General features: G+C 67.7%; 27 protein-coding genes and 1 riboswitch. Of the genes, 12 read left to right on the plus strand and 15 right to left on the minus strand.

Translation table 11 applies throughout. The features are described from left to right. The 3 genes from WS89_RS27085 to WS89_RS27095 all read right to left on the minus strand — a co-directional run bounded on the left by WS89_RS27085 (position 1) and on the right by WS89_RS27095 (position 2,214). On the minus strand, positions 1–1,491 hold the full coding sequence (locus WS89_RS27085) for a TolC family protein (RefSeq protein WP_059794965.1): 1,491 nt from the start codon (positions 1,489–1,491) through the stop codon (positions 1–3). After that, positions 1,488–1,769, minus strand: a complete 282-nt coding sequence (locus WS89_RS27090) for a hypothetical protein (RefSeq protein ID WP_059505586.1) — start codon at positions 1,767–1,769, stop codon at positions 1,488–1,490. Before WS89_RS27090 ends, WS89_RS27085 begins: the two co-directional genes overlap by 4 nt. A gap of 88 nt (positions 1,770–1,857) precedes the next feature. Further along, positions 1,858–2,214, minus strand: coding sequence for a hypothetical protein (locus WS89_RS27095; RefSeq protein WP_059794968.1), 357 nt, complete (start codon positions 2,212–2,214; stop codon positions 1,858–1,860). A gap of 233 nt (positions 2,215–2,447) precedes the next feature. Between WS89_RS27095 and WS89_RS27100 the strand changes: the two genes are divergently transcribed. Together WS89_RS27100 and WS89_RS27105 are read left to right on the plus strand one after the other, a co-directional pair. Then, entirely contained in the window at positions 2,448–3,119 is a 672-nt protein-coding gene (locus tag WS89_RS27100) for a heavy metal response regulator transcription factor (RefSeq protein WP_059505561.1), read from the plus strand. After that, positions 3,116–4,525 (plus strand): heavy metal sensor histidine kinase, encoded by a 1,410-nt coding sequence (locus WS89_RS27105; protein ID WP_059794972.1) that lies wholly within the window; start codon positions 3,116–3,118, stop codon positions 4,523–4,525. Before WS89_RS27100 ends, WS89_RS27105 begins: the two co-directional genes overlap by 4 nt. Positions 4,526–4,548: 23 nt before the next feature. On the opposite strand, the gene WS89_RS27110 is transcribed toward WS89_RS27105, so the two are convergent. From WS89_RS27110 to WS89_RS27125, 4 genes are all read right to left on the minus strand, one after another. After that, positions 4,549–5,757: an MFS transporter gene (locus WS89_RS27110; RefSeq protein WP_059794974.1), complete on the minus strand. Its 1,209-nt coding sequence runs from the start codon at positions 5,755–5,757 to the stop codon at positions 4,549–4,551. 98 nt (positions 5,758–5,855) lie between these two features. Then, on the minus strand, positions 5,856–6,041 hold the full coding sequence (locus tag WS89_RS27115; RefSeq protein ID WP_059794977.1) for a DUF1289 domain-containing protein: 186 nt from the start codon (positions 6,039–6,041) through the stop codon (positions 5,856–5,858). 2 nt (positions 6,042–6,043) lie between these two features. Then, on the minus strand, positions 6,044–7,045 hold the full coding sequence (gene dmeF / locus WS89_RS27120) for a CDF family Co(II)/Ni(II) efflux transporter DmeF (protein ID WP_059794979.1): 1,002 nt from the start codon (positions 7,043–7,045) through the stop codon (positions 6,044–6,046). 12 nt (positions 7,046–7,057) lie between these two features. Then, entirely contained in the window at positions 7,058–7,333 is a 276-nt protein-coding gene (locus WS89_RS27125; protein ID WP_012338822.1) for a metal/formaldehyde-sensitive transcriptional repressor, read from the minus strand. Between the two features lie 115 nt (positions 7,334–7,448). Further along, a riboswitch (yybP-ykoY riboswitch) is annotated at positions 7,449–7,626 on the plus strand. Between the two features lie 59 nt (positions 7,627–7,685). Between WS89_RS27125 and WS89_RS27130 the strand changes: the two genes are divergently transcribed. Continuing rightward, positions 7,686–8,696, plus strand: coding sequence for a sodium:calcium antiporter (locus WS89_RS27130; RefSeq protein WP_059794982.1), 1,011 nt, complete (start codon positions 7,686–7,688; stop codon positions 8,694–8,696). Between the two features lie 5 nt (positions 8,697–8,701). On the opposite strand, the gene gstA is transcribed toward WS89_RS27130, so the two are convergent. Beyond that, positions 8,702–9,340 (minus strand): glutathione transferase GstA, encoded by a 639-nt coding sequence (gstA, locus tag WS89_RS27135; protein WP_059794985.1) that lies wholly within the window; start codon positions 9,338–9,340, stop codon positions 8,702–8,704. Between the two features lie 136 nt (positions 9,341–9,476). On the opposite strand from gstA, the gene WS89_RS27140 reads away from it, so the two are divergent. The 4 genes from WS89_RS27140 to WS89_RS27155 all read left to right on the plus strand — a co-directional run bounded on the left by WS89_RS27140 (position 9,477) and on the right by WS89_RS27155 (position 13,315). Next, positions 9,477–9,863 carry a winged helix-turn-helix transcriptional regulator gene (locus tag WS89_RS27140; protein ID WP_059794987.1) on the plus strand — a complete coding sequence of 129 codons (387 nt, stop codon included), beginning with the start codon at positions 9,477–9,479 and terminating at the stop codon, positions 9,861–9,863. A 22-nt stretch (positions 9,864–9,885) separates the two neighbouring features. Next, entirely contained in the window at positions 9,886–10,254 is a 369-nt protein-coding gene (locus WS89_RS27145) for a hypothetical protein (protein ID WP_059505583.1), read from the plus strand. A 213-nt stretch (positions 10,255–10,467) separates the two neighbouring features. Next, positions 10,468–11,859, plus strand: coding sequence for an MFS transporter (locus tag WS89_RS27150; protein ID WP_059794988.1), 1,392 nt, complete (start codon positions 10,468–10,470; stop codon positions 11,857–11,859). A gap of 550 nt (positions 11,860–12,409) precedes the next feature. Beyond that, the gene (locus tag WS89_RS27155; protein WP_059794990.1) at positions 12,410–13,315 is read left to right on the plus strand and encodes a helix-turn-helix transcriptional regulator; all 906 of its coding nucleotides are present in this window, start codon (positions 12,410–12,412) and stop codon (positions 13,313–13,315) included. Here the strand turns inward: WS89_RS27155 and WS89_RS27160 are convergent. The 3 genes from WS89_RS27160 to WS89_RS27170 all read right to left on the minus strand — a co-directional run bounded on the left by WS89_RS27160 (position 13,302) and on the right by WS89_RS27170 (position 15,484). After that, positions 13,302–13,736 carry a GNAT family N-acetyltransferase gene (locus WS89_RS27160; protein ID WP_034205594.1) on the minus strand — a complete coding sequence of 145 codons (435 nt, stop codon included), beginning with the start codon at positions 13,734–13,736 and terminating at the stop codon, positions 13,302–13,304. The genes WS89_RS27155 and WS89_RS27160 overlap by 14 nt on opposite strands. Before the next feature lie 195 nt (positions 13,737–13,931). Next, a complete protein-coding gene (locus WS89_RS27165) occupies positions 13,932–14,132 on the minus strand; it encodes a hypothetical protein (RefSeq protein WP_059501798.1) in 201 nt (66 codons plus the stop codon). A gap of 32 nt (positions 14,133–14,164) precedes the next feature. Continuing rightward, positions 14,165–15,484 carry a DUF3422 family protein gene (locus WS89_RS27170; protein WP_059501797.1) on the minus strand — a complete coding sequence of 440 codons (1,320 nt, stop codon included), beginning with the start codon at positions 15,482–15,484 and terminating at the stop codon, positions 14,165–14,167. Positions 15,485–15,645: 161 nt separating this feature from the next. Between WS89_RS27170 and WS89_RS27175 the strand changes: the two genes are divergently transcribed. Continuing rightward, a complete protein-coding gene (locus tag WS89_RS27175) occupies positions 15,646–16,521 on the plus strand; it encodes a LysR family transcriptional regulator (protein WP_034205597.1) in 876 nt (291 codons plus the stop codon). Between the two features lie 27 nt (positions 16,522–16,548). Here WS89_RS27175 and WS89_RS27180 read toward each other — a convergent pair whose 3' ends face one another. Together WS89_RS27180 and WS89_RS27185 are read right to left on the minus strand one after the other, a co-directional pair. Then, complete coding sequence (locus WS89_RS27180; protein ID WP_059794992.1) at positions 16,549–17,115, minus strand: hypothetical protein; 567 nt, start codon at positions 17,113–17,115, stop codon at positions 16,549–16,551. A 377-nt stretch (positions 17,116–17,492) separates the two neighbouring features. After that, the gene (locus WS89_RS27185) at positions 17,493–18,461 is read right to left on the minus strand and encodes a LysR family transcriptional regulator (protein ID WP_257128249.1); all 969 of its coding nucleotides are present in this window, start codon (positions 18,459–18,461) and stop codon (positions 17,493–17,495) included. A 371-nt stretch (positions 18,462–18,832) separates the two neighbouring features. Here WS89_RS27185 and fae point away from each other — a divergent pair, with 371 nt between their 5' ends. From fae to WS89_RS27205, 4 genes are all read left to right on the plus strand, one after another. Then, entirely contained in the window at positions 18,833–19,357 is a 525-nt protein-coding gene (fae, locus tag WS89_RS27190) for a formaldehyde-activating enzyme (protein ID WP_059501795.1), read from the plus strand. Positions 19,358–19,408: 51 nt separating this feature from the next. Next, on the plus strand, positions 19,409–20,431 hold the full coding sequence (locus WS89_RS27195) for an aldo/keto reductase (RefSeq protein ID WP_059501793.1): 1,023 nt from the start codon (positions 19,409–19,411) through the stop codon (positions 20,429–20,431). A 22-nt stretch (positions 20,432–20,453) separates the two neighbouring features. Next, on the plus strand, positions 20,454–21,905 hold the full coding sequence (locus tag WS89_RS27200) for an NAD-dependent succinate-semialdehyde dehydrogenase (protein WP_059794995.1): 1,452 nt from the start codon (positions 20,454–20,456) through the stop codon (positions 21,903–21,905). A gap of 109 nt (positions 21,906–22,014) precedes the next feature. After that, a complete protein-coding gene (locus WS89_RS27205; RefSeq protein ID WP_059794996.1) occupies positions 22,015–23,388 on the plus strand; it encodes an MFS transporter in 1,374 nt (457 codons plus the stop codon). Positions 23,389–23,519: 131 nt separating this feature from the next. On the opposite strand, the gene WS89_RS34765 is transcribed toward WS89_RS27205, so the two are convergent. Further along, positions 23,520–23,726 (minus strand): type II toxin-antitoxin system RelE/ParE family toxin, encoded by a 207-nt coding sequence (locus WS89_RS34765; protein ID WP_257128250.1) that lies wholly within the window; start codon positions 23,724–23,726, stop codon positions 23,520–23,522. A gap of 58 nt (positions 23,727–23,784) precedes the next feature. After that, positions 23,785–24,690, minus strand: coding sequence for a LysR substrate-binding domain-containing protein (locus WS89_RS27215; RefSeq protein WP_059794999.1), 906 nt, complete (start codon positions 24,688–24,690; stop codon positions 23,785–23,787). Positions 24,691–24,715: the final 25 nt, after the last annotated feature.

Genomic DNA, 24,715 nt, shown 5'->3' on the forward strand with positions numbered 1-24,715 from the left:
TCAATGACCTTCCGGATGCGGTTGCGTCGCGGGCGCCGACGGCGCCGCGGGCGTGGATGCCGGCTGCGGCGCAGCGTCGGCGGCTGGGGTGGATTCAGATGCCGAATGGGCGGAATGCGTCGCGCCCGGCGACGGCAACCGGCCGCCGACGGCCATCTGCAGATCGGTTTCGGCGAACCAGTAGTCCTTCAGCGCGTCGATGTAGCCGTTGACCGCGCCGACCTGTTCGCGCGCATCGGCCAGCAGCTCGAATACGCTCGCGAGCATCCCGTTGTAGCGCAGCAGCAGTTCGTCGGAGATCGTCTTGCGCAGCGGCACGACTTCGTCGCGATAGTGCGTCGCGACGTCGTAACTCGTCACGTACGCCGCGTACGATTCGCGTACTTCGGAGCGCGCATCGATGGCCGTTTTCGCGAGCCGGTTCGCCGACTGCATGTAGATGGCCTCGGCGCGCGCGACCTTGGCGCCGCCCCAGTCGAACAGCGGAATCTCGACGCCGATCTCGTAGCCGTGCTCGTGGCCCTTGCCGGTTTCGTAGTCGTTCACGTAGCCGAGCTCGACCGCATTGACGAAGCGCGTGGCCTTGCTCAAGCCGAGCGACGACGCGACGCCCTGCGTCTGCAGCTTCGCCGCCTGGATGTCGAGGCGGTTGCTCATCGCGAAACGTTCGAGATCGTGCAGGTCCGGGCGCGCCTTCGGCACATCCGGCAAGCGCTCGGGCAGCGCGTACCGCGTGCGCTCGCCCCACAGCCCCATCGCACGCGTGAGCTTCTCGCGTGCGGCGAAGGCCCGCTGGCGCGCCTTCGCGTGCTGCGCGACCGCATCGGCATGAAACGCCTGTTCGCGGGCGTAGTCGAGCCGGCTGAAGTTGCCGGCCTGCCGCATGCGCAACGCCAGTTCGGCGGCCGCGCTCGCGGCGTCGCGCACCTGCTGCGCATAGTTCGCGGCCTGCTCGGCGGCGACGGCCTCGACATACGCGCGGCGCGCCTCGGCCGCGACCTTCAGCATCGCATCGGCCGTTTCCAGCTTGGTCTGCTCGAAACGGCGGCGCTCGATCTTCGTTGCAAGCGGCATCGTCAGCAGCGCGAACACGTTCGCCGAGAACGTGCGGCCGAGCGTGAGCTCGCCGTCGCCGGCACGCGTGCGGCTGAATGCGAAGCGCGGGTTCGGCAGCCGGCCCGCCTGGACGAGATCGGCCTCCGACAGCCCAAGCTCCGCGTACGACGCCTGCAAGCCTCGGTTGTTCAGCAGCGCGACCTGCACCGCGTCGTCGATCGACAGCGGCTTGCCGAGCAGTTCCTTCGTCCGCCGGTCGACGGCTTCGCGGTCGGCGTCGGTCCTGACCACCACCGCGTCCTTGCCGATGCGTTCCGATGCGGCGGACGACACGGCGTCGAACCCGCCGTCCTTCGAAAACGTCGTGCAGCCCGCGAGGAACGCCAGCGCGACTGCGGCCACACCGATCCTCGGCGATATCGCGAACGTCGTCATCGCGCGGCCCCTCCGTGCGTCGAATGGGCGGCGCCGTGGCCGGCCGCGCCGCCGGTCGTGCGTGCTTTCGCGGGCCGCTCCGTCACGTCCCGGTTCAGTTGCTGCCAGCCCGGGCCTGCGTCGTCCCGATACGGCCGGTAGCCGTCGAACGCGGACGTCACGGTGACGTCCGGCACCGACGCGGCGGCGTCCGCCGGATCGGGCAACGGGGTTTGCGCGGGCGCGAGCGTCGGCACGAGGGCCGCCGCGCCCAATAGCGCCGCAATGATCAATCGCATGAACATGTCTCGTCGTAAGTCGTCCGGCGCGCCCGATACGGCGCCCGGTGCAAATGGCGGATCGCGGCGCGTCGGCCGCGGGCAGGGACTAGGCGGGCATCCGGCGCGGCGGCCGGTCGATGCCGCCGGTCAGGAACGACACGCCCCCGGCCGAAGGCGGCGGCGCGACGATCGTGACGCCGACGCTCGCCGGGGCGGGCACCGCGAGCGCCCCCGACATGCCCGTGCCGAAGCAGCAGGACACGCACGCGGCACACGACGGCGCGTGCCGCGCGTGCTCGTCGCGATCGCGATGACCGTCCTGCGCGGCCGGCATCGCGTGCGACGCGTTGTCCCCATGCCGCGCAGCGGCGCCCGAGCACGGCATCGAAACAGCCGCGAACGACTGGATCGGCAGGCTCAGCGCGAGCAATACGACGACGAGGAAGGTGCGCCAGTACGACATGGAGGCGAAATCGGGCAGACAGCGATCGTTCGGGCCGTCGCGGCGCCGTGACGGCGCGCGCCGGGGACAAGACGACCGCAGCTTATCGCCGCCACGGTGACGACGGCATGGCCGAAACATGACCGGCTTTTCATGACAATTCCGTCATCCGCCGGTCATCCTTCGCGCACGCGCGATGCCGTACGCTCCGGCGTTACACTGACCGGCTGGAATCACGGACAGCCTGCCCGACCATGCGGATACTGATAGTCGAAGACGAACCCAAGATGGCGTCATACCTCCGGAAGGGGTTGACGGAGGCGAGCTACACGGTCGACGTCGCGGAAAACGGCAAGGACGGGTTGTTTCTCGCCTTGCACGAGGATTTCGACCTCGTCGTGCTCGACGTGATGCTGCCGGAGCTGGACGGCTTCGAGGTCCTCAGGCGGCTGCGCGCGCAGAAGCAGACCCCCGTGCTGCTGCTCACGGCCCGCGAGGCGATCGAGGACAAGGTCGCCGGGCTCGAACTCGGCGCCGACGATTACCTGCTCAAGCCGTTCGCGTATGCCGAATTCCTGGCGCGCATCCGCTCGCTGCTGCGGCGCGCGCCGCGCAACGTGCGCGACGTCCTGCACGTCGCCGATCTCGAGATCGACCTGCTCAAGCGCCGCGTGCGGCGCGCCGACACCCGCATCGACCTGACCGCGCAGGAATTCGCGCTACTGCAACTGCTCGCGGAACGCGAAGGCGAGGTGCTGACGCGCACCTTCATCACGTCGCAGATCTGGGACATGAATTTCGACAGCGACACGAACGTCGTCGATGCGGCAATCAAGCGCCTGCGCGCGAAGGTCGACAACGCGTACGAGAAGAAACTGATCCACACGATTCGCGGCATGGGCTACGTGCTCGAGGATCGTTCGTGACCGCGCGCCCCGCGCCGTATTCGCTGCTGCGGCGCCTGACGCTCGCGTTCGCCGCCGTCGCGGCGCTCGTGTTCGCGCTGACCGGCGCGTATCTCTATCGTTCGCTGTCCGCCGAACTGACGCGGCGCGACGACATCGAGATCGCCGCCAAGCTCAACCAGTTCCTGCAACTCGCACGCGCCAGCGGCTCGACGGCCGCGCTGCGTGCCGATCCCGCCGTGTTCCATGACGTGCTGCTGTCGCATCCGGGCGTCTATCTCGGCATCTACGACGCGCAACGTCATCCGCTCGTCGAGCATTCCGACGAAGCCGGCAATACGCTCGCGTCGGTGATCGCTACGCCGCATCCGGCTGGCAGCGCCGGCAGCCCGTTCACGTGCGCGCCGCCCGGCATCGGCACGTCGCGCTGCGTGCATGCACGCGAAACGCTGCCGTCCGGCGAAGCGATCCAGGTCGCGCTCGCGCGCACCGCAACCGATCGCCGGTCGCTACTCGAAAGCTATCGCGTCGACATCTGGCTCGCGGCGGCCGTCGGCGCGCTGCTGGTCGGCGCGCTCGGCTACGCGGTCGCGTCGCGCGGCCTGCGCCCGGTCGAAAGCCTCGGCCGGCAGACGTCGCGCATCGAGGCGCACAACCTGAACGCACGCCTCGACGCGCGCGGCGGCCCGGTCGAACTGCGCGAGCTCGCCACGTCGGTGAACCGGATGCTCGACCGCCTCGAACGCGCGTTCGTGCGACTGTCGCAATTCTCGTCCGATCTCGCGCACGACATGCGCACGCCGCTCGCGAACGTGATCAGCTCGTCGCAGATCACGCTATCGCGCGCCCGCACCGCCGACGAATACGAAGCGCTGATCGAATCGAACATCGAGGAATGCGAACGGCTGCAGCGGATGATCGAGAACATGCTGTTTCTCGCCCGTACCGACAATGCGCGGCAGCACCTGAAGACCGCCGAACTCGACGCGGGCGGCGAACTGCGCCGGCTCGCGTCGTACTTCCAGGCGTTGGCCGACGAGGCCGGCGTGCGCATCGACGTGCATGGCGAAGCGCCGGTCGTCGCGGACGCCACGCTGTTCCGGCGCGCGGTGAGCAACCTCGCGTCGAATGCGCTCGAACACGCGGAAGCTGCGTCGACGATCGAGCTGGCCGTGTCCGTACAAGGCGGTTACGCGGTCGTCGAAGTCACGAATCGCGGCGCCGCGATTCCGCCCGAACAGGTCGAGCGGATCTTCGAGCGCTTCTACCGGATCGATTCGTCGCGGCACGGCGCGGCGCGCAACGCGGGGCTCGGGCTCGCGATCGTGAAATCGATCATGGAACTGCATCGCGGCAAGGTGGAGGTCGCGAGCCGTGACGGTCACACGACGTTCGCGCTCTACTTTCCGCGCGGCACGGACGGTTAGCCCGCGCCTCTCCGCGTTCGGCGCTAACGATCCTGCACCGCGCCGAACGACGTGCGAACACGCACGAGCAGCACGATGGTCGCCGCGCTGAACGCGGCGCCCGCGTAGAACGTGGCAGCGGCGCCGACCCGGTCCCACAGGACACCCGCGACGACGCTCGATACGAGCGTCACGATGCCGCTGATCAGGTTGAATACGCCGAACGCCGTCCCTCTCAATTCGGCCGGCGCGGCATGCGCGACCATCGTCGCGAGCAGCCCTTGCGTCATCCCCATGTGGAGGCCCCATAGCGCGACGCCGACGAGCACGGTCGGCCAGTACGCGCCGTGTGCCAACACGATATCGGCGGCGATCAGCAGGACGAGCCCGACCACCATCAGTTTCGTGTGGCTCGTCGTATCGGCGAGCTTGCCGAACGGGTAAGCGGACAACGCGTATACGACGTTCATCGCGACCATCACGAGCGGCACGAGTGCGACGGGCACGCCGCTGCTCATCGCGCGCAGCACCAGAAACGCCTCGCTGAAACGCGCCAGCGCGAACACGCCGCCGACGGCCGCCACCCACCAGTAGCGGGCGCCGAGTCGAGCGACGACCTCGCGGCGGATCGGGTTCACGCGCCGCTCGCCCGGCGCATGCGCCGGCTCGTCGATGCCGAACGCGAGCAGCGCCACGGCCAGCACGCCGGGAATCACGGCCAGCCAGAATGCGAGGCGGAAATCGTCGCGCCACGCCAGCATGATGACGACGGCCAGCAGCGGCCCGAGGAACGCCCCCACCGTGTCGAGCGACTGGCGCAACCCGTACGCGGCGCCGCGCAGGTGAACGGGCGTGACGTCGGCGACGAGCGCATCGCGCGGCGCGCCGCGAATCCCCTTGCCGACGCGGTCGACGATCCGCGCGGTCACGACGACGCCGATCGTCGGCGCGATCGCGAACAGCGGCTTGCTGAGCGCGCCGAGCGCGTAGCCGGTTACCGCGAGCCATTTGCGATTGCGCAGGTAGTCGCTCAGCGTGCCGGAGAACACCTTGACGACCGGCGACGTCGCCTCGGCGATCCCCTCGATCAGGCCGATCGCCGTCGCGCTCGCGCCAAGCCCCGTCATCAGGAACATCGGCAACAGGCTGTGGATGATTTCGGACGACACGTCCATCAGCAGGCTGACACAGCCGAGCACCCACACGCTGCGCGGAATCTGGCGAAGAATGCCGGTCGACGAGTCGGTCTGCATGGGTCGCTCCCGGTTCAGGAATCCCGATACTGGATGCCAGCGATACTACCGCAGGCCGGCGACGCCGATCGCCGGCTTCGGCAGCGCGTGCGCCCTTGCTATTGCGCGTCGTCGCGCCGGAGTTTCGCCTGCCGGCGCGTACGGTCGTGGAGTATCTGGTGGCGGCGATGGTCGGTCAGCTTCTTCCAGTCGCGCGCCTCGTCGCGCGTGCGCAGGCAGCCGACACAAAAACCCGTGCGGCCGTCGAATGCGCACAGGTCGATACACGGCGATTTCACGGCCACGATCAGGCCGCCTTCGCAGGCGTCGTCACTTCGACGGTCACGTGCGACACGCCGTCGAAGCGCGCGACCAACGCATGGTAGAAACGTGCATCGCGTGCGGCGTCGCCCGATTCGACCGACACGATCGCGCTCATGTGCCCGGGGCCGACGCGCCACACGTGGAGATCGTTGACCTTGTCGCCAAGCGCCTCGATCGCGCGGCGGACGTTGTCCGTCAGCTTGCGATCGACGTTGACGTCGAGCAGGACACCACCCGTATCGCGTATCAGCCCGTACGCCCAGTTGGCGATCACCAGCGCGCCGACGATGCCTGCAAGCGGGTCCATCCAGACCCATCCGAACGCGCGCGCAAGCAGCAGGCCGACGATCGCCAGCACCGACACGGCCGCGTCGGCGATCACGTGAACGTAGGCCGACCGGATGTTGTGGTCGCGATGCGCAGCCGGGTGCGAAGCGTGACCATGATGCGCGTGGTGCGCGTCGTCATGGTCGTGGTCGTGGTCGTGCGGATGATCGTGACCATGACGATGCCCGTGATGGTGATCGCCGCTCAGCAGCCACACGCTGGCGAGGTTCACGGCGAGCCCCAGCACGGCGATCGGAATCGCTTCGTCGAAGCGAATCGGCACCGGCGCCAGCAGCCGCGCGATCGCCTCATAGCCGATCAGCAACGCAATCATCGCCAGCACGATCGCGCTCGTGAAACCGGCCAGGTCGCCGAGCTTGCCGGTGCCGAACACGAAGCGCGGATCGTCGGCGTACCGGCGCGCATAGGTATAGGCCAGCGCCGCGATCAGCATCGCGCCCGCGTGCGTCGACATGTGCAGCCCGTCGGCGACCAGCGCGAGCGAACCGAACAGCGTGCCGCCGACGATCTCGGCGATCATCATCGCCGAGCACAGGCCGATGACCATCCACGTCTTCCGCTCGTTCTGCGCATGGGCGGTGCCCAGAAACGCGTGACTGTGCACGCCGCCGGTCGCCGGGCTCTTGAATTCGTTCATGTTCCGATCCGCTTACTTGAAATAGCTGTGGACGACATCGATGAGCTGCTCGGTCGCGCTGCCTTCGTGTGCGTCGGGCGTGTCCGCATCGACGAGATGCGACCGGATGTGGTCTTCCAGCACGACGGCCAGCAGGCCGTTCATCGCGCCGCGGCAGCTCGTGATTAGTTGCAGCACGTCGTTGCAGCCGCGCTCGTCTTCCAGCGCCCGCTCGATCGCTTCGACCTGTCCCTTGATACGGCGCACGCGGTTCAGCAGCTTCTGTTTTTCGCGAACGGTATGACTCATCGATGGCTCCTGTATAGGGTAGGGGAGTATATCTCCTAAAGGCAGCCCCTATAATATGGAGGGGTATCTTTTTCGAGACGAAGGCTTGTCGAAAGAAAACCGCTCGGCTAGACTGCTTTCCGTCTTTGGGGAGTAGCCTGCTTTCCGTCCCCCGGAAAGCGAACGCGTCAACACACTCGGCCTGCGGCCGTGGCGCGTTCGGCCGATCGGCTTGGCGAGACCATCGGCACATCGCGTCGTTCCTGGTCGGACGGCGGCGGATGTGCCATGGTTCGTCAGCGTCCGACCACGGAGTCCCCATGTTCCTCCCCGTTCGCTTCCCTCACGCCACCGCTGCCTGCGGAGGTGCCGCATGACCTTCATGTTTGTCGAACTGGCGTTTATGCTGGTCGTCATCCTCGTCGCGGCCGAGGTCTTCACCAATGCGCTCGAACATCTCGGCGAACGCCTGAAGATTTCCGAAGGCGTGACCGGCTCGCTGTTCGCGGCCGTCGGCACCGCGCTGCCTGAAACGATGGTGCCGCTGCTCGCGCTGGCCGGCGGCACGTCGAACCAGGCCGTGAACGAGGAGATCGGCGTCGGCGCGATTCTCGGCGCGCCGCTGATGCTGGTGACGCTCACCACGTTCCTGATGACGCTCGCCGTGATCCGCTCGCGCGGGCTGCGCGGCACGATCGCACCCGAACGCACGGGCTTCGTGCGCGACATGAACACCTTCCTCGCCGCGTTCTCGCTGGCAACCGTCGCGATGTTCGTTCCGCATCACAACTGGGCCGTGCGCGCGCTGCTCGCCGCGATGCTGGTCGGCCTCTACGCGATGTACGTCGCGATGACGTTCCGCGCGTCGACCGGGCTCGTCGATGCCGGGCACGGCACCGAGGCGCCGCACGCGATGTTCCTGTCGCGCGTCGGCCTGCCGACCAACCTGGCGACGATCGTGCTGCAACTGCTGATCGGCGTCGCGCTGCTGGTCGGCGGGGCGAAGGGCTTCATTCACGGCGTGGAAGGCGTATCGCACGTGCTCGGCGTGTCGGCGCTGCTGCTGTCGCTGATCATCGTGCCGATCGCGACGGAACTGCCCGAGAAGGTCAATAGCGTGCTGTGGATCCGCCGTGGGAAGGACACGCTCGCGTTCGGCAACATCACCGGCGCGATGGTGTTCCAGGGCACGCTGCTGCCGGCGATCGGCATCATGCTGACGCCGTGGGAGCCGCGCCCCGAAGTGCTGACCGGCGTGATCATCACGCTCGCGGCCGCGGCCTGGCTGCGCGTCAACGCGCACACGCGCGGGCTTGCAACCTGGGCGTTGCTCGCGAACGGCGCGGGTTATGCCGGGTATCTGGCGTTGACGCTGGCGCGCTGAACGCGTCAGGCCGCGTTCGGCCGTGCATCGGCCTGCAACGCCTGCTGCACGGCCGGCCGCTCGCGCACCCGCTCGTACCATGCGCGCAGATGCGCATGCCGGCTCAGGTCGATATCCGCGTGGTACACCGAGCGCATCCAGTCGGCCTTGCCCCAACCGGTCAGCGCGAACAGGTACGCATCGGCGACCGTGAACGTGTCGCCGGTAACGAACGTCCTGCCGTCGAGCTGGCGGTCGATCCATGCGAAGCGGCCGTCGAGCTTCTGCCGCACGGGCTCCACGTACTTCCCCGCCTGCACCGCATACAGCAGCGGGATGAAGCCCTTGTGGATCTCGGTGGCGAGAAAGTTGAGCCATTCCATCAGCCGGTAGCGCGCGAGCGTGCCGTAAGCGGGCGCAAGCGCGGCTTCCGGGCGCTGGTCGGCGAGATACTGGGCGATCACTGGCCCTTCGCGCAGCATCGTGCCGTCGTCGAGTTCGAGCAGCGGCACGTAGCCGAGTTCGGTCACGTCGTAGTAGTTGCGGCCGTCTTCGACGACATGCTTGCGCGCGTCGACCTTGACGATCTCGGCGTCGAATCCGCCTTCGCGCAGCACGATGCAGATCGCCTGCGAACAGCTGCCGGGAGCGTGATAGAGCTTCATGCGGTTCCTTGGTGAGTGGTCCATGTATCGATTCGCCGCGACGCGGGCGCTAATATCTCGCATCGGCGCAGCGCCGGGAAGACGGCAGTCGTTTGTGCCGTAGTCACAAAAAATTTACCGACCAGGATTCGGCACGATGAAAACGAGTGCGACAGGATGTTCCGTTGAAGAAGCGATGCGCCTGCTCGGCGGCCGCTGGCGGCTGCTGCTGGTGTCGTATCTGCTCGACGGGCCGCGCCGCTTCAGCGACCTGCGGCGCGACATGCCGGGCATCTCGCAGCGCATGCTGACGCTCGACCTGCGCGCGCTGGAAGACGCGGGGCTCGTGCGGCGGACCGTCTATCCGGAAGTGCCGGTGCGCGTCGAGTACGATCTCACCGCGGACGGCGACCGTCTGCGGCCGGTGGTCGACGTCATGCGCGAATTCGGGCTGTGGCTGAAGGCGCGCGACGCGCACGCCGATGCGATGCCCGGCGGCGCGGCTGCGGTCGACACGACGACGCACGCTCGCACTCATACCTAACCCTTCGGCAGGAACTTCGTTCATGGAACTTCACGCTACCGTCGGCGCGGCCACGTCCGACCTCGACGACGACGAAAGCTTCGCCAACATCTACTGTCACGATGCGGAGCAGGACTATTGCTTCGCGCTGTCGCGCTTTCCGGACGACACGCTGATCGAAGTGATGGTGCGCGACCAGTTGAACCTGCGCGTCAAGGATCTGTCGGTCCGGCTGACGGACGATACGATCGACGTCGAGATCGAGCCGGGCATCGCCGCACGTCTCGACGGCCACACGCGTTACGTGATTCATCTCGCGCCAGGCCAATACGATCCGGTTACGCTGCGCGCCGCGTTGAAGGAAATCTTCGTCGGCAAGAACGGCTATCGCGACGACGGCACGCGCGGCTGAACGGTCGCCTGGCCGCTCTCGTTCGTGACGACGCCGACACACGCCTGTCGGCGCCCGTTCCCACATATTGAGCGTCAAACGTCCCATTAATAGGGATGCCTGCCCAAATGTTGACGCACGCCGCACCACGGTTCTAACGTTCGGCCCAACGCCATTCGATTCGGCCGCCTCGTTCGCGAGCGCCGGGCGGCGCATAGAACACAGGAGACGACCGTGGCCCAATCCGCGTCACGCACCCATGCCACCCCGAACGCGCGGCCGTCCGCGCACACCGGCGCCTCATCCGAATCCGCCGCCCGCGCAACCGTGGGCGCGGCTCCCACCACGCCGCCGAGCCGCAAGCGGCTGCTGATCCTCGCGCTGCTGTTCGTCACCGTCGTGATCAACTATCTCGACCGCAGCAACCTGTCGATCGCGGCGCCCGAGCTGTTCAAGGCGCTGAACATCGATCCGGTCCGCGCGGGCCTCGTGTTCTCCGCGTTCGGCTGGACCTATGCGCTGATGCAGATTCCGGGCGGCTGGCTCGTCGACAAGGTGTCGCCGCGCGTACTGTATGCGGGTGCGCTCGCGCTGTGGTCCGCCGCGACGCTGCTGCTCGGTTTCGCCGGTTCGTTCGTCGGGCTGATCGTACTGCGTCTTGCGGTCGGCGCGCTGGAAGCGCCGGCCTACCCGATCAACAACCGCGTGGTGACGACGTGGTTCCCGACCCGCGAGCGCGCAAGCGCGATCGGCGGCTACACGTCGGGGCAATTCGTCGGCCTCGCGTTCCTCACACCGGTGCTCGCGTGGCTGCAAGCGCGTCTCGGCTGGCACATGGTGTTCGTCGCGACCGGCCTCGCCGGCATTGCGTGGGCCGCGATCTGGTACGCGGTGTATCGCGAGCCGCGCGCGTTTCGCGGCGTCAATGCGGCCGAAATCGCGCTGATCCGCGACGGCGGCGGGCTCGTCGATCTCGAGGACCGCGTCGCGGCGCGCAGCGAACGCACGCCGTCGACGTGGCGCGACCTCGGCGTCGTGCTCGGCCGGCGCAAGCTGTGGGGCATCTACGTCGGCCAGTTCGCGCTGAATTCGACGCTGTGGTTCTTCCTCACGTGGTTTCCGACCTATCTCGTCAAGTATCGCGGGATGGACTTCATCAAGTCGGGCTTCCTCGCGTCGCTGCCGTTCCTCGCCGCGTTCGTCGGCGTGCTCTGCTCGGGCGTGCTGTCGGACTGGCTGATGCGGCGCGGCGCCTCGCAAGGCTTCGCGCGCAAGCTGCCGATCATCTCGGGGCTGCTGATCTCGACCTGCATCATCGGCGCGAACTACGTGAGCTCCACCGGCTGGGTGATCGCGTTCATGACGATCGCCTTTTTCGGCAACGGCTTCGCGTCGATCACGTGGTCGCTCGTGTCGGGGCTCGCGCCCGCGCGGCTGCTCGGCCTCACGGGCGGCGTATTCAACCTGATCGGCAACCTGTCCGCGATCGCGACGCCGATCGTGATCGGGCTGCTGGTCGACGGCGCTGACTTCTCGCGCGCGATCACCTACATCGCCGCGATGGCGCTCGCGGGCAGCCTGTCGTACGGGCTGCTCGTCGGCAAGGTGGAGCGCATCGACGCATGAACGCACAAGGGCGGCGCATTTGCGCCGCCCTGCTCGATCGCTGCTTCCGTGCGGCGCTGCAACCGCCGAAACCCATCGCGTGCGATGGTCGTGAGGATAGCCGACTGCACAGTCGGCGACGCGCATGTATCGGTATCGATTCCGACGATCCTCACGTTGCCCGCCGGCCGTTTGCGCTCCTCCGAAGTCGCGCGTCTTGACTTGGCCCATGCATGCGCGCGGCGGCAGGTCGTCCGTGCTCGGGGAAGTCGTCGGAACCGTATGTCGCTCGATTGAAAACGGCAGGGGCACGGTTCCTCGCTTACACTGCTCCCGCATGCCCGCTTCGGAATGACCCGCGACGTTTTACGGGGCGAGCGGATCGGCAGACGCCTGCCGGTATTTCCCCCTGATGACGTCCGTCGCGGCAAGCGCTAGAATCCAGCCGCTTCAAGGCCTGCTTCCGCCAACGACGGGCTTGCGGGCGGCCGTTCCGATGCCCGGCCCCACACAGGCTTTTTTCGTATCGGCGGAACGTGCATCATGGGCGGAACAGGCCCTCGGTAACCGCATGCTGCTCAACGTGAACGCCTCCCACCGCGACGACGATCGCTTCAACGTATCGTTCAAGACATTGGGCGAGCTGATCGAGACGGTCGGCACGCCGCATTTCGTGCCGCGCCTCACGCAACTGCTGAACGACATCGTGCCGCTCGACGTCGCGCACGTCGAACGGTCGCGCGTCGACGGCACGATGCCCACCGGCTACCGTTGCGAATGGATCGGCAGCAGCGGCATCGGCGCCGCGTCCGCCGACATCTCCGACGTGATGACGCTCTACTACGAGCGCTTTCTCGACAGCGACCCGCTGTTCGCGGGGCTGCGCGGCAAGACGGGCACGATGCTCGTCGTGCGCGACATCGCGGCGATTCCGCCCGGCGAATTCCGCCAGCGGCTGTTCGACGACGTGCATATCGGGCATGAATGCGTGCTCGCGCGCGGCACGCGCTATTCGCAGCATTCGATCGCACTGGAGCGCGGCCGCGATCGGCCGCCGTTCACGCTCGCCGAGATGAACCGCTTCCGCAGCATCAGCGACATGCTGTTTCCGCTGCTCGAACTGCATGCGTCGACCACCGCCGCGCGGCGCATCGCGCACGCGACGCCCGACGTCCATCCGCTCGCGCAATTCGATGCGCGGCTCGCGGCCGACGGCGTGAAGCTGTCGAAACGCGAATACGAAACCTGCAAGCACCTGCTCTCCGGCAAGACCGTGCCGGAAACCGCCGGGATTCTCGGCGTGCGCGTCGCGTCGGCCGAGTCGTACGTGAAGCGCGCATTCGCAAAGCTCGGCGTGCGCACGAAGCGCGAACTCGCCGCGTGGGGCTCGGCTACCGCCGTACTCCCCGTCGCCGGCGCGCGTACCGGGTCGCATAGCGATCGGGCGGGCTGCCCGCTGCCGCTCAAAGCACCTTGACCATGAACACGCGCGCCGCGCCTTCCGGCTCGCACGGCACTTCGCCGAACGTCTCGTAACCGTGCTTCCGGTAGAAATCCGGCGCCTGGAACGAGATCGTGTACAGCACCGCACGCGCGCAACCGCGCCGCTTCGCTTCCGCTTCCGCCTCGCGCAGCAGCCGGCTGCCGAAGCCGCCGCCGCGCAGCGAGTCGGGCAGATAGAACAGGTCGATGAAGAACAGGCCAAGCGACGTCCGGCCGGTGAGGCCGCCCAATACCTCGCCGGTCGCGGAGTCGGTCACGTAGATGTCGAGTGCGGATGCATCGGCGCGCCCCGTCATCGCATGGTTGAATTCGCCGAGCTTGCGGCTGATGAAGTCTCGGGCAGCCGGTTGACCGGTATCGGTCAATTGCAGGGTGACGTCGGGATGGGGTGTCATCGGGCGAACGCGTGAGTGAATGGATCGCCGGGCGTGCGGCACCCGCGGCGGGCATCGCACGACTATAGCGCGACGTCATGCGCTCACGCCACCGCGAACGCCATCGCCAGCGCCGTCGTCAGGCCGGGACGACCACACCGTTTCACTCGAACGCAACGCCCGCGCTACGTCGATACGACGCGCAGGAAACGCGCGTCAGTTGTACCCGAGGATCGCCACCGCCGCGACCTCCGGCCGATCGATCGTCCCGCCGACGAGCGACGTCGTCGGCTCCTGCAGCACGGCCTGATACGAGCTCACGCGCACGTCTTCCGGTGCGCCGGTTTCATCCTGGGCCGGTTCGTCGAAGGCATCGATACCGCTGAAGCATGCGTGTTGCGTTTGCACGAAAGTCATCTCCACTCCTTTGCTTTGATATGTCGTCTGTTCTAGCCGGCCCGCTTCAACGCGACCGCATGCACGGGCTCCCCGCCATGCGCCGCCTCGGACCGCGCAAGCTGCGCACGCGTGCGCCGCGTGATGTGGATCACCGCGAACACGACCGGCGCGATCAGCAGCCCTTCCGCCAGCTCCGGATCGACCGGCAGGTTCATCACGTGCAGTGCCTTGAACGCCGCCGTCGCGAGCGACAGCACGTAGTACGAAATGGCGGCCACCGACAGCCCTTCGACCGCGTGCTGCAAATGAAGCTGATTGCGCGCGGTGCGCTCCATGCCGGCCAGCAGCCGCGTGACGTCCTTTTCCTGCGCGAGATTCACGCGAGTGCGCAGCAGGTCGACCGCACGCGCGATCCGCGCGGCGATCTGTTCGTGGCGCGCCCATACGCTGCGGCACGTTTCCATTGCCGGCGCGAAGCGCCGTTCCATGAATTCGGCGATCGTCGGCATCCCTTCGATGCGCTCCTCGCGTAACTCCTGGATGCGCGCCAGCACGAGCTTTTCGTATGCGCGCGACGCGCTGAAGCGCGCCCCCGATCCCGACAACGATTCGACCCGCACCGCGAGATGCGTGAGCTTGACCAGCAGCGCCGCGTCGTCGCCGTCGGCGCCGCTCGCGTCCATCCGCTGCATCAACGCATGCAGCGCCGCGTGAATCTCGTCGAGCTCGCGGCTCATCCGGCGCGCGACCGGCAGCGCAAGCAGCGCCATCATCCGGTACGTCTCGATTTCGTACAGACGCTGCAACAGCCGGCCGCCCTGCTCCTCGCGGAAATCCTCGTCGACGACGAGAAAGCGCATGAAGCCGTCGTCGCGCACGTGCCAGTCGCAGAACACCTTGCCGCCGCCGAGCACGCGGCTGCCGACGAGCACAGGCCCGTCGATCCAGCGCCGCAGATCGCCGCACGCGAGCCGCGCGGCGTCGCCCGACAGCAGCTCCATCCGCACCGCGACGAAGCGGATGCCGGCCAGCCGCGCGAACCACGCGGCCGGGATGCCGGCGATCGCGACATCGTCGAAATAGCCGGTGTCGCGACGCGGCGCGACGAACGTGAAGGTCGAGAATTCGGTATGGCGCTCCCACTTCAGGTGCCAGCCGCACGGCGAGCGCACCGCGTAGTGCGTCGCGCCTTCATGCGGCGCGTCGATGCCCGTGTCGCGGCACAGCGCGTGCAGCAGCGTTTCGTGGATGTCGGGCTGGCCGTCAGCATAGATCGCGTAATGCGTGAGCGACACCGCTTCGGCGAGCCGCAGGAACGGCCGGGCATGCAATTCCGCGGCCAGTGCGGCGCGCAACGGATGGTCCATCATCGATTCACCACGCTTTCCTGTTCAGTCCCGCACGCCGGATCGTCCGGCCCGAGCGCCGCGCCATGCTCGGGCGATGCGCAAACGTGATGGCACTATGGCAGACACGCAGCAACAATAAAAACGCATAATGCTGATCGTTACGTTCAGTTTTCCTGATACCCATGAAGATGCTCGATCACGACGTACTGGCCACCGTCGTCGCCGTCGCGGAAACCGGCAACATGACCCGCGCGGCCGAGGCCGTGAACCGCTCGCAGTCGGCGGTGAGCATGCAGATCAAGAGCCTGGAAGATGCAATCGGCCGGCCGCTGTTCGTGCGCAAGCCGCGCAGCATCGTGCTGACGCGCGAGGGCGAGGTGCTGCTGGGATTCGCCAGACGAATGCTGGCGCTGCGCGACGAGGCATGGGCGGCCGTGGTGCGGCCGGAGGTGACCGGCAAGGTCGTGATCGGCGTGCCGGACGACTATGCCTCGTCGCTGCTGCCGTCGGTGCTGAAGAAATTCTCCGCGACCTATCCGAAGGTCGAGATCCAGGTGATGGGGCTGCCGAGCAGCGCGCTTGCGCCGCTGATCAAGGAGGGCACCGTCGATCTCGTATGCGGGACGCGCATCAAGGGGCTCACCGGCGACTTCATCCGCCACGAGCCGATGGCATGGGCGGCGATGACGAACGGGCCGCGCGTCTGGGAGGAACGGCCGTTGCCGATCGCGGTGTTCATGCCGGGCAGCGTCGCGCGCGAGAACGCGATCCGCAGCCTCGAACGCGCGAAAGTGCCGTACCGCACGTCGTATGAAAGCCCGAGCCTGCTCGGGCTGCTCAGCATGGTCGAAGCCGGCCTCGCGGTCGCGCCGCTCGCGCGCTGCGCGATTCCCGCGCAACTGTCGATGCTCGGCCGCTCGCACGGGTTGCCCGACCTGCCGCCGCTCGAGCTGATCCTCGCGCGCAGCACCAAGTCGAAACGGCCGCCGTGCGACTTCCTCGCGGAACAATTGATGGAAGACCTGCAACGGCAGACCGGACAGGCCGGCGACGCCTGAGCCCGGCGGCGCCCGCTCGCCGCGGCGTCACCCATGGCCGCTCGCGCCATGCGCGGCCACGCCCAGCGCCGCATTGACGATGCCGGCCACCGTATCGACGAGCGCTTCCAGCGTGTCGCCGTGCACGTGCCGCCCTGCCGGCGGAACGCGCTCGCTGCGCCGGCCGCCCCACTGCGAACCGGCCGTGACCGACAGCGTCGCGCTGAAGCGTTGGCCGTGCCGCCGGCCGAAGATGCCGATGCGCCGCTCGGCGACGTAAGCCTGTTCGGGAAGAAACAATCGGATTTCGACCGCCACTTGATCGGGGTCGGCCGCGCACGCGTGCGCATCGAGCGCCGGCGCGAATACTTTGACGATGCGGAACGTCACGTGGGAATCCCACGCGGCGAGCGGGCCGCCGGCCGCATCGACGCGCTCGGCGTCGACCGACCATTGATGGCGATCGGGCATGCGAATCGCCTGGCGCAGCAGCACGTCCGCCGCGCGAACCGTCACCATCAACTGCCGGGCAAGCTGCCTGCCCGACGGCAACGCCGCGGCATGCGCGCGACGGGCAGCCGGGCGCGCAATACGCACTTCTTCCGTAAGGTACATGGGCCCTCCCTGTTCGGGGTAGCGCCGCGTTCGACGCAGCGCACAAACGGCCACCGTCGCCGGCCGGCGGACAGCACGGCGGCCGGCAAATCGGCGGCGGATTAACCGAGCAATCGCCGTTCCCGGCTCGACGAGCGCGAGCCGCGACCCGCAACCGGCGCGCGAACGGCCATCGGCGACATCGGGCGGGGAAAGGGATAAACGAGGTCATCGGCACCGACGGAAGCCGTCCCCGCTGTTCGACACGTCCCCAGCTTAGAAAAGACCGTATCAACGCCGTGCAAAAAAACGGGGTAGCCGTGCAAAAAACGGCATGCGCGCCGGGATGGCGCCCCGCGCGCCATGCCGGCGGCATCGCCCGCGTCGCGGGCGCCGCGTTACGCGAACGCCGCGAGCGACGCGCGCCGCCGCTCGTCGACCATCGATTCGATCAGCGAGACGAGATCGTCGGTCAGCGGATCGCAGATGCCGGGCGAGCGATGCAGTTCGAGATCGGCCGCCGGCAGCGGCGGCAGCCCGTCCGCCTCGTCGAGCACGCGCCAGTTCTCGGGCAGCGTGCAGCGATCGATCATCGTCACGGCCGCGCCGTGGTTCACCGCGATCTTGATGCCGGTCGGGCTCTGGCTCGTATAGACGACGTGATACGGCCGCTCGGCCGTCGCGAGCGCCTGCAGCCCGCGTTGCCGGTAGCAGCACGTCTCGGGAAACAGCGCGAGCGGCACTGACGCATCCGGCTCGAGCGCGAAATCGCGATGCGCGGCCCACACGACGTCGTGACGGCCGAGCAGCCGCCCACCGGCGTTCGGTCCGTGCCGCACGACGAGCGCGACGTCGAGCTCGCCGGCCTGCAGCCGCTCGATCAGTTCGAGCGACGTGCGGCAATGCACGTGCAGGCGTGCGCCCGGCCGCAGCGCATAGAACGACTTCAGCAGGTCGGGCAGCCACAGCTCCGCGTAGTCCTCCGGCAGCCCGAAGCGCACGATGCCGCGATCGCTGCTCGCCTGCTTCAGCGCACGGATCGCGTCGTTCTGCACCTGGATGATCCGCCGCGCGTGGATCAGGAAATTCTCGCCGTCGCGCGACAGTTCGAGCCGCCGGCTGTTGCGCATGAACAGGTGCGTGTCGAGCCGCTCCTCCAGCGTGCGGATGCGCAGGCTGATCGTCGACTGCGTGCGATGCAGTTGCCGGGCCGCCGCGGTGAAGCCGCCGCTTTCGACGACCGCGACGAACGCGCGGATCAGCTCCGGGTCGAGCGACGTCAGTTTCGACCAGTCGGGCTTCGAGAAAACGCCGGGCCGCCCCGGGCTCTCCACTCCGGACGAGGCGCCCAGGAGTGCGGGCTCCACCCGGGGGGGCTGGCGCAGCGCGCCAGATTTCTCAATGGCAGCCATCGGAATTACTCGCTTTCGAAAATGGAAGGGAACACGAAAGATAGGGCTCGGAGTACGCCGATTGTTGTCCGGATGCACGCGGCCCTCCAACCCCTGCCCGGGTATGACAAACCCGGAGCCGGTACGCGGGCGCCCGTTCGCCGCCGGTGCGCCGCCGCTCGTCGCGACGGCCGCCGCGGGCCGCCCGGCGGGCGGCCGCGTGCCGGGCTCGGGGCTTTCCCGGAGACGACGAAAACTCATACCTCGATCAGGAAACATCGATTCACCGGCCGCATCGCGGCCCACCACAATCGCCTCACACCCAACCTCATGGACGAGACATTGCAATGACCGCATCCCAATCCAGGCAGCTTTACATCGGCGAAGGCTTCGAAGGCCCCGGCGTCAACCTCGCGCACATCAACGTGCTGGTCGGCCCGCGCAACGGCCCGGCGGGCCAGGCGTTCGCGACCGCGCTCGCGACGCCGTCGGCCGGCCATGCGCCGTTCGTCGTGATCGCGCAGCCGGGCGTACCGACCAAGCCGCTCACGCTGTACGTGAACAAGGCGCAGATCGCCGGCGACTTCCACGGCAATGCGACGTGGGGCGCGTCGCAGGCCGGCATCGCGAAGGCCGTGGCCGAAGCGCTCGAGAACGGCACGCTGCCGCCCGAAGCGGAGAACGACTGGGTCGTCGTGTCGGCGAACTGGGTGAACCCGCAGACCGACGATCTCGATGCCGTGTTCGAGAACAACTACCGCGCATGCCGCAACGCGATCGTCGCGGCGATGGAAGGACTGCCGCATCGCGACGCGGTGTTCGCCGCCGCACGCGACGTGTCGAACCCGTTCTACACGCCGAAAAAGAACTGACGGAACCGACAACGACAACGCGCGGCCGGCCAGGCCGCATCAGGAGGAAGCATGGAATACGTCCGCCTCGGCCAGTCCGGCCTGAAGGTGTCCCGCCTGTGTCTGGGCACGATGAACATGGGCACGCCCGAGTGGAAGCCATGGATCTTCGACGAAGCGCAGAGCGAGCCGATCGTGCGCCGCGCGCTCGATGCCGGCGTCAACTTCATCGATCTCGCGGATTTCTATTCGACGGGCGTCGGCGAGGAAGTGGTGGGCCGCATCCTGAAGCGCAACGCGCGCCGCGAGGAACTCGTCGTGACGACCAAGGTCGGCTACGACATGGGCAGCGACCCGAATGCCGGCGGCCATTCGCGCAAGCATGTGCTCGACGGCATCGACGGGTCGCTCAAGCGTCTCGGGATGGATTACGTCGACATCTTCATGCTGCATTTCTTCGACGTGAACACGCCCGTCGAGGAAACGATGAGCACGCTGCACGACATCGTGCGCGCGGGCAAGGCACGCTACATCGGCGTGTCGACGATGTACACGTGGCAGTTCGCGAAGATCATGCAGGCCTGCGAACGAAACGGCTGGGACAAGCCGATCAACATGCAGCTGCAGCTCAATCTCGCGTATCGCGAGGAAGAGCGCGAGATGGTGCCGTACTGCATCGACCAGGGTGTCGGCGTCTCGGTGTTCAGCCCGCTTGCGCGCGGCCTGCTGACCTGCGAGCCGCAATCGACGCGCAACCAGACCGACTTCTTCACCGCGCAGATGTACGGCGACGCGTCGTCGCTCGCGATCGCCGCGTCGGTCGCGAAAGTCGCGAAGCGGCGCGGCGTGCCGCCCGCGCAGATCGCGCAGGCCTGGGTACTGAGCCGTCCCGGCGTCGCGAGCATGCTGGTCGGCGCGGATTCCGTCGCGCAGTTCGACAGCGCGCTCGGCGCGCTCGAAACACGGCTCACCGAAGAGGAACTGCACGAGCTGGAGCGCAACTACACGCCGTGCGACCTGATCAACGACTACACGGCCGGCAAGCGCATCGCGCGCGAGCCGCGCCCGGCGCAGGGCAGTTTCGCGGCAGACTGAAGCACTGAAGGAACGACATACGATGAACGAATTTCTGAGGACCGGCCATTACATCGGCGGCGAATGGCACGAATCGCATGGCGCGAGCGATGCGACCTATCCGGTGCTGAACCCGGCGACCGGCGAGACGATCGCGAAGGTCGCGAAAGGCGGCGCCGACGACACGCAACGTGCGATCGACGCGGCCGCCCGCGCGTTTCCCGCATGGCGCGCACTGACCGCGAAGGAGCGCGGCGCACGCGTGAAGCGCTGGGGCGAGCTGATGCTCGAACACCGCGATGCGCTCGCCGAGCTGCTGACGCGCGAACAGGGCAAGCCGCTCGCGGAAGCGCGCGGCGAAGTGGCCTACGCGGCCAGCTTTCTCGAATGGTTCGCGGAAGAAGCGAAGCGCATGTACGGCGACGTGATCCCGAGCCCGAAGCCGAATGCGCAGATCGTCGTCACGCGCGAGCCGGTCGGCGTCGTCGCGGCGATCACGCCGTGGAATTTCCCGCTCGCGATGATCACGCGCAAGGCCGGCCCGGCGCTCGCGGCCGGCTGCACGATGGTGCTCAAGCCGTCCGAGGAAACGCCGCTGTCGGCGTTCGCGCTCGCGGTGCTCGCCGAGCGGGCGGGCGTGCCGGCCGGCGTGTTCAACGTGGTGTCGGGCGACGCGGTCGCGATCGGCGAGACGCTGACGAGCTCACCCGTCGTACGCAAGCTGTCGTTCACGGGCTCGACGCGGGTCGGCAAGCTGCTCGCGAAGCAGTCGGCCGACACGCTAAAGAAGCTGTCGCTCGAACTCGGCGGCAACGCGCCGTTCATCGTGTTCGACGACGCCGATCTCGATGCGGCGGTCGACGGCGCGATCGCGTCGAAGTTCCGCAACACCGGCCAGACCTGCGTGTGCGTGAACCGCTTCCTCGTGCAGGACGGCGTGTACGACGCGTTCACGCGCAAGCTCGCGGACGCCGTGCGCAAGCTGCGGGTCGGCAACGCGCTCGCGGGCGAAGTCGACCAGGGCCCGCTGATCAACGAAGCGGCGCTCGGCAAGGTCGAGCGGCACGTCGCCGACGCCACCGCGAAAGGCGCGAACGTGCTCACCGGCGGCAAGCGCCACGCGCTCGGCGGCACTTTCTACGAGCCCACCGTGCTGACCGGCATGACGCCCGACATGCTGATCGCCGAAGAGGAAACCTTCGGCCCCGTCGCCGGCTGCTTCCGCTTCACGACCGAGGATGAAGCCGTCGCCGCGGCCAACGACACGCCGTTCGGGCTGTCCGCGTATTTCTACACGCGCGACCTCGGCCGTGCATGGCGTGTGGCGGGCGCGCTGGAAAGCGGGATGGTCGGCGTCAACGACGGGATCATCTCGACCGAAGTCGCGCCGTTCGGCGGCGTCAAGCAATCGGGGCTCGGTCGCGAAGGCTCGAAGTACGGCCTCGACGAATACGTGGAGCTCAAGTACACGCTGATGGCCGGCCTCGGCCGCTGAGCGCTGCCCGGCCGCCGCCCGGCGGACGGCTCGCGCCGCACGGTCGCGCGACGACGTCGGTTCGTCGCGCACCGCTTGCGACGACACACATAACAATCCAGGAGGCTGCTTGAATCAAGCCAACGTTCAATCCGGCACCGCACGCGCGCTGCCGCTGTCGCGCGGCGCCGATATGCCGCACCGCCCCATCGCGCTCGACGACGTGCCGCTCAACCGCTTCCACGTGAAGATCGCCGGCCTGACGTTCGGCGCGCATTTCACCGAAGGCTACACGCTCGGCACGATCGGCTATGCGCTCGCCGCGCTCGGCAAGCAGATGCCGATCGACGCGTTCTGGATGGGGATGATCGGCAGCTCCGCACTGATCGGCATCTTCTTCGGCAGCCTCGTGTTCGGCTGGCTGTCCGACCGGATGGGCCGGCAGAAGATCTTCCTGACGAGCTTCGTGATCATCACCGCGGCTGCGTTTGCGCAGTTCTTCGTGAGCTCGCCGCTCGAACTGTGCGTGCTGCGCATGCTGATCGGCTTCGGGATGGGCGGCGACTTCACGGTCGGCCACGCGATTCTCGCCGAATTTTCGCCGCGCAAGCATCGCGGCGCGTTGCTCGGTTCGTTCAGCGTGATCTGGACGATCGGCTATGTCGCCGCGAACGTGCTCGGCCTCGCGTACAGCGATGCCGCGCCCGATGCATGGCGCTGGCTGCTCGCGTCGGCCGCGCTGCCTGCGCTGGTCGTGCTGGTGTTGCGCATCGGCACGCCCGAATCGCCGCGCTGGCTGCTCGGCAAGGGCCGCGAGCGCGAGGCGCGCGCGATCGTCGCGAAGCATTTCGGGCCGCACGTGGTGCTCGACGGCTCGGCCGAACCGCATGCGAATACGGGCTTTGCGCGCTTGTTCCGGCGCGACCTGATCCGCCGGACGGTCTTCAACTGCGCGTTCTTCGTGTGTCTCGTGATTCCGTACTTCGCGATCTACACGTTCCTGCCGACGATCCTGAAGACGATCGGTCTCGCCGAAGGTTTCGGCGCCGACCTGCTGCTGAACGGCTTCCTCGTGCTCGGCGCGCTGATCGGGATCTGGCTGACGATCCGGTTGTCGCGCCGCGGCTTCCTGATCGGTTCGTTCGCGGTGACGTGCGCGTCGCTCGTCGCGCTGGCGGTGCTGCCGTCGTCGGCGGCCGTCGCGATGATCGTCGCGTTCGCGATCTTCACGCTGACGATGTCGGCGTTCAGCAATCTCGTCGGCGTGTTCCCGCCCGAGTGCTTCCCGACCGAGGTGCGTGCGAGCGGCGTGGGCCTCGCGATCGCGTGCAGCCGGCTCGGTTCGGCGATTGGCACGTTCCTGCTGCCGGTCGGCATCGCGACGCTCGGCTTTCACGCGACGATGTTCGCGCTGGCCGGTGTGCTGCTGGTCGGGATGATCGTGTCGATCGCGTGGGCGCCAGAGACCAAGCACCTGACGCTGGAGGAGGCGGCGGGGCATTGAGGCGAGCGACGCGCCCACGGCAGGAGGCGCGGCATCGCGATACGCAACGAAGGAACCCGGCCATGGCCGGATTCCTTCGTTTGTAACGCGTACTTTGCCACTGACGAAAAAGCCGGAAACCGCCGCTCGGCTCAGAACAGAATGCTCGTGCAGTCCCGCGCGCCGTGCAGTACGTGAAGCACGTCGATCTGCACGGAGGGATCGCCTTTGACCCGATAGAAGATCTGAAAATTGCCGTATCCGCGATGCCGCACGCCGTGGGCTGTGGCGCACCGGCCGATTCGGATGTTCAGGCTTATCTCGATAGTTCGGGCAGGCTGACCTTCGCCGTCACTCATCCGAGGTTGATTCGATCCGAAAACCGGATATCCGTCGTCAACCTTTCGTACCCGCCCGTCAGCTGCGTCTCAACGGCGACGTCGTCCCCTCCCCCTTCCTCGCCGCCTGCTCCCGCAGCCACGCGGCAAACGCGATCACCGGCTCGACCGCGACGCTCTCCGGCGCGATATCGAGCCAATAGCCGAACGGCCCGATCGGCTGCACAGGCGACAGCCGCACGAGGCTGCCTTCGGCGATCTCCTCCTCGATCATCATGAGGTCGACCACGGCAAGCCCAGCGCCCTTGCGCGCCGCCCGGATCGCCTGTTCGAGCGTCGAGAACTCGATGCCGTCGCCGATTCGTTCGGGCGCGATGCCGGCCTGCTCGCACCAGTCGGCCCACAGCGTCAGGCGCCGGCCCTCGTGCAGCACGTGCAGCGACGGCAGCCGGCCGAGCAGCGCATCGAGCGTGTCGCCCCGGTAGCGCGGCGCGCCGACCAGCGCGTGCCGCTCCATCATCAGCAGCTCCGAATGCATGCCCGGCCGCGCCGCACGCCCGAAGCGGACATGACAATCGCAATCGTCGGCCGGCTCGGTGCGAATCGACAGCTCGACGTCGGGCAGCGCCTCCGCGAGCGTGCCGAGCCGCGGCGAGAACCACTGCGTGGCGAACGTCGGCGGCAGCGATATCGTCAGGCGCCGCTTCGCGCCCGGCCGCGTCGCGGCGATTTCGCCGACGCCGCGCTCGATCGTGTCGAACGCCTGCCCGATGAACGGCAGCAACCGCTGGCCGGCGTCGGTCAGGCGCACGCCCTTGTGATCGCGCTCGAACAGGCGTGCGCCGAGCGCTTCCTCGAGCAGCCGGATCTGCCGGCTCACCGCGCCTTGCGTCACGCACAGCGACACCGCCGCGCGATTGAAGCTCAGGTGACGCGCGGTCTCCTCGAAAAATCGCAGCGCGATCAACGATGGCAGGCGTCGCATGATGTGTGTCCCCTTCGTTCGTATC

It is taken from the genome of Burkholderia sp. MSMB1072 (genome assembly GCF_001524725.1).
Classification (GTDB): Bacteria; Pseudomonadota; Gammaproteobacteria; order Burkholderiales; family Burkholderiaceae; genus Burkholderia.

Coding starts and splice junctions, on each gene's coding strand:
- WS89_RS27140 (WP_059794987.1), top strand. CDS start 9,477: ATGAAAACGAGTGCGACAGGATGTTCCGTTGAAGAAGCGATGCGCCTG.
- WS89_RS27090 (WP_059505586.1), bottom strand. CDS start 1,769: ATGCGATTGATCATTGCGGCGCTATTGGGCGCGGCGGCCCTCGTGCCG.
- WS89_RS27145 (WP_059505583.1), top strand. CDS start 9,886: ATGGAACTTCACGCTACCGTCGGCGCGGCCACGTCCGACCTCGACGAC.
- WS89_RS27195 (WP_059501793.1), top strand. CDS start 19,409: ATGGAATACGTCCGCCTCGGCCAGTCCGGCCTGAAGGTGTCCCGCCTG.
- WS89_RS27180 (WP_059794992.1), bottom strand. CDS start 17,115: ATGTACCTTACGGAAGAAGTGCGTATTGCGCGCCCGGCTGCCCGTCGC.
- WS89_RS27125 (WP_012338822.1), bottom strand. CDS start 7,333: ATGAGTCATACCGTTCGCGAAAAACAGAAGCTGCTGAACCGCGTGCGC.
- WS89_RS27155 (WP_059794990.1), top strand. CDS start 12,410: ATGCTGCTCAACGTGAACGCCTCCCACCGCGACGACGATCGCTTCAAC.
- WS89_RS34765 (WP_257128250.1), bottom strand. CDS start 23,726: ATGAGTGACGGCGAAGGTCAGCCTGCCCGAACTATCGAGATAAGCCTG.
- fae (WP_059501795.1), top strand. CDS start 18,833: ATGACCGCATCCCAATCCAGGCAGCTTTACATCGGCGAAGGCTTCGAA.
- WS89_RS27110 (WP_059794974.1), bottom strand. CDS start 5,757: ATGCAGACCGACTCGTCGACCGGCATTCTTCGCCAGATTCCGCGCAGC.
- WS89_RS27160 (WP_034205594.1), bottom strand. CDS start 13,736: ATGACACCCCATCCCGACGTCACCCTGCAATTGACCGATACCGGTCAA.
- WS89_RS27165 (WP_059501798.1), bottom strand. CDS start 14,132: ATGACTTTCGTGCAAACGCAACACGCATGCTTCAGCGGTATCGATGCC.
- WS89_RS27100 (WP_059505561.1), top strand. CDS start 2,448: ATGCGGATACTGATAGTCGAAGACGAACCCAAGATGGCGTCATACCTC.
- WS89_RS27175 (WP_034205597.1), top strand. CDS start 15,646: ATGAAGATGCTCGATCACGACGTACTGGCCACCGTCGTCGCCGTCGCG.
- gstA (WP_059794985.1), bottom strand. CDS start 9,340: ATGAAGCTCTATCACGCTCCCGGCAGCTGTTCGCAGGCGATCTGCATC.
- WS89_RS27085 (WP_059794965.1), bottom strand. CDS start 1,491: ATGACGACGTTCGCGATATCGCCGAGGATCGGTGTGGCCGCAGTCGCG.
- WS89_RS27095 (WP_059794968.1), bottom strand. CDS start 2,214: ATGTCGTACTGGCGCACCTTCCTCGTCGTCGTATTGCTCGCGCTGAGC.
- WS89_RS27215 (WP_059794999.1), bottom strand. CDS start 24,690: ATGCGACGCCTGCCATCGTTGATCGCGCTGCGATTTTTCGAGGAGACC.
- WS89_RS27130 (WP_059794982.1), top strand. CDS start 7,686: ATGACCTTCATGTTTGTCGAACTGGCGTTTATGCTGGTCGTCATCCTC.
- WS89_RS27200 (WP_059794995.1), top strand. CDS start 20,454: ATGAACGAATTTCTGAGGACCGGCCATTACATCGGCGGCGAATGGCAC.
- WS89_RS27170 (WP_059501797.1), bottom strand. CDS start 15,484: ATGATGGACCATCCGTTGCGCGCCGCACTGGCCGCGGAATTGCATGCC.
- dmeF (WP_059794979.1), bottom strand. CDS start 7,045: ATGAACGAATTCAAGAGCCCGGCGACCGGCGGCGTGCACAGTCACGCG.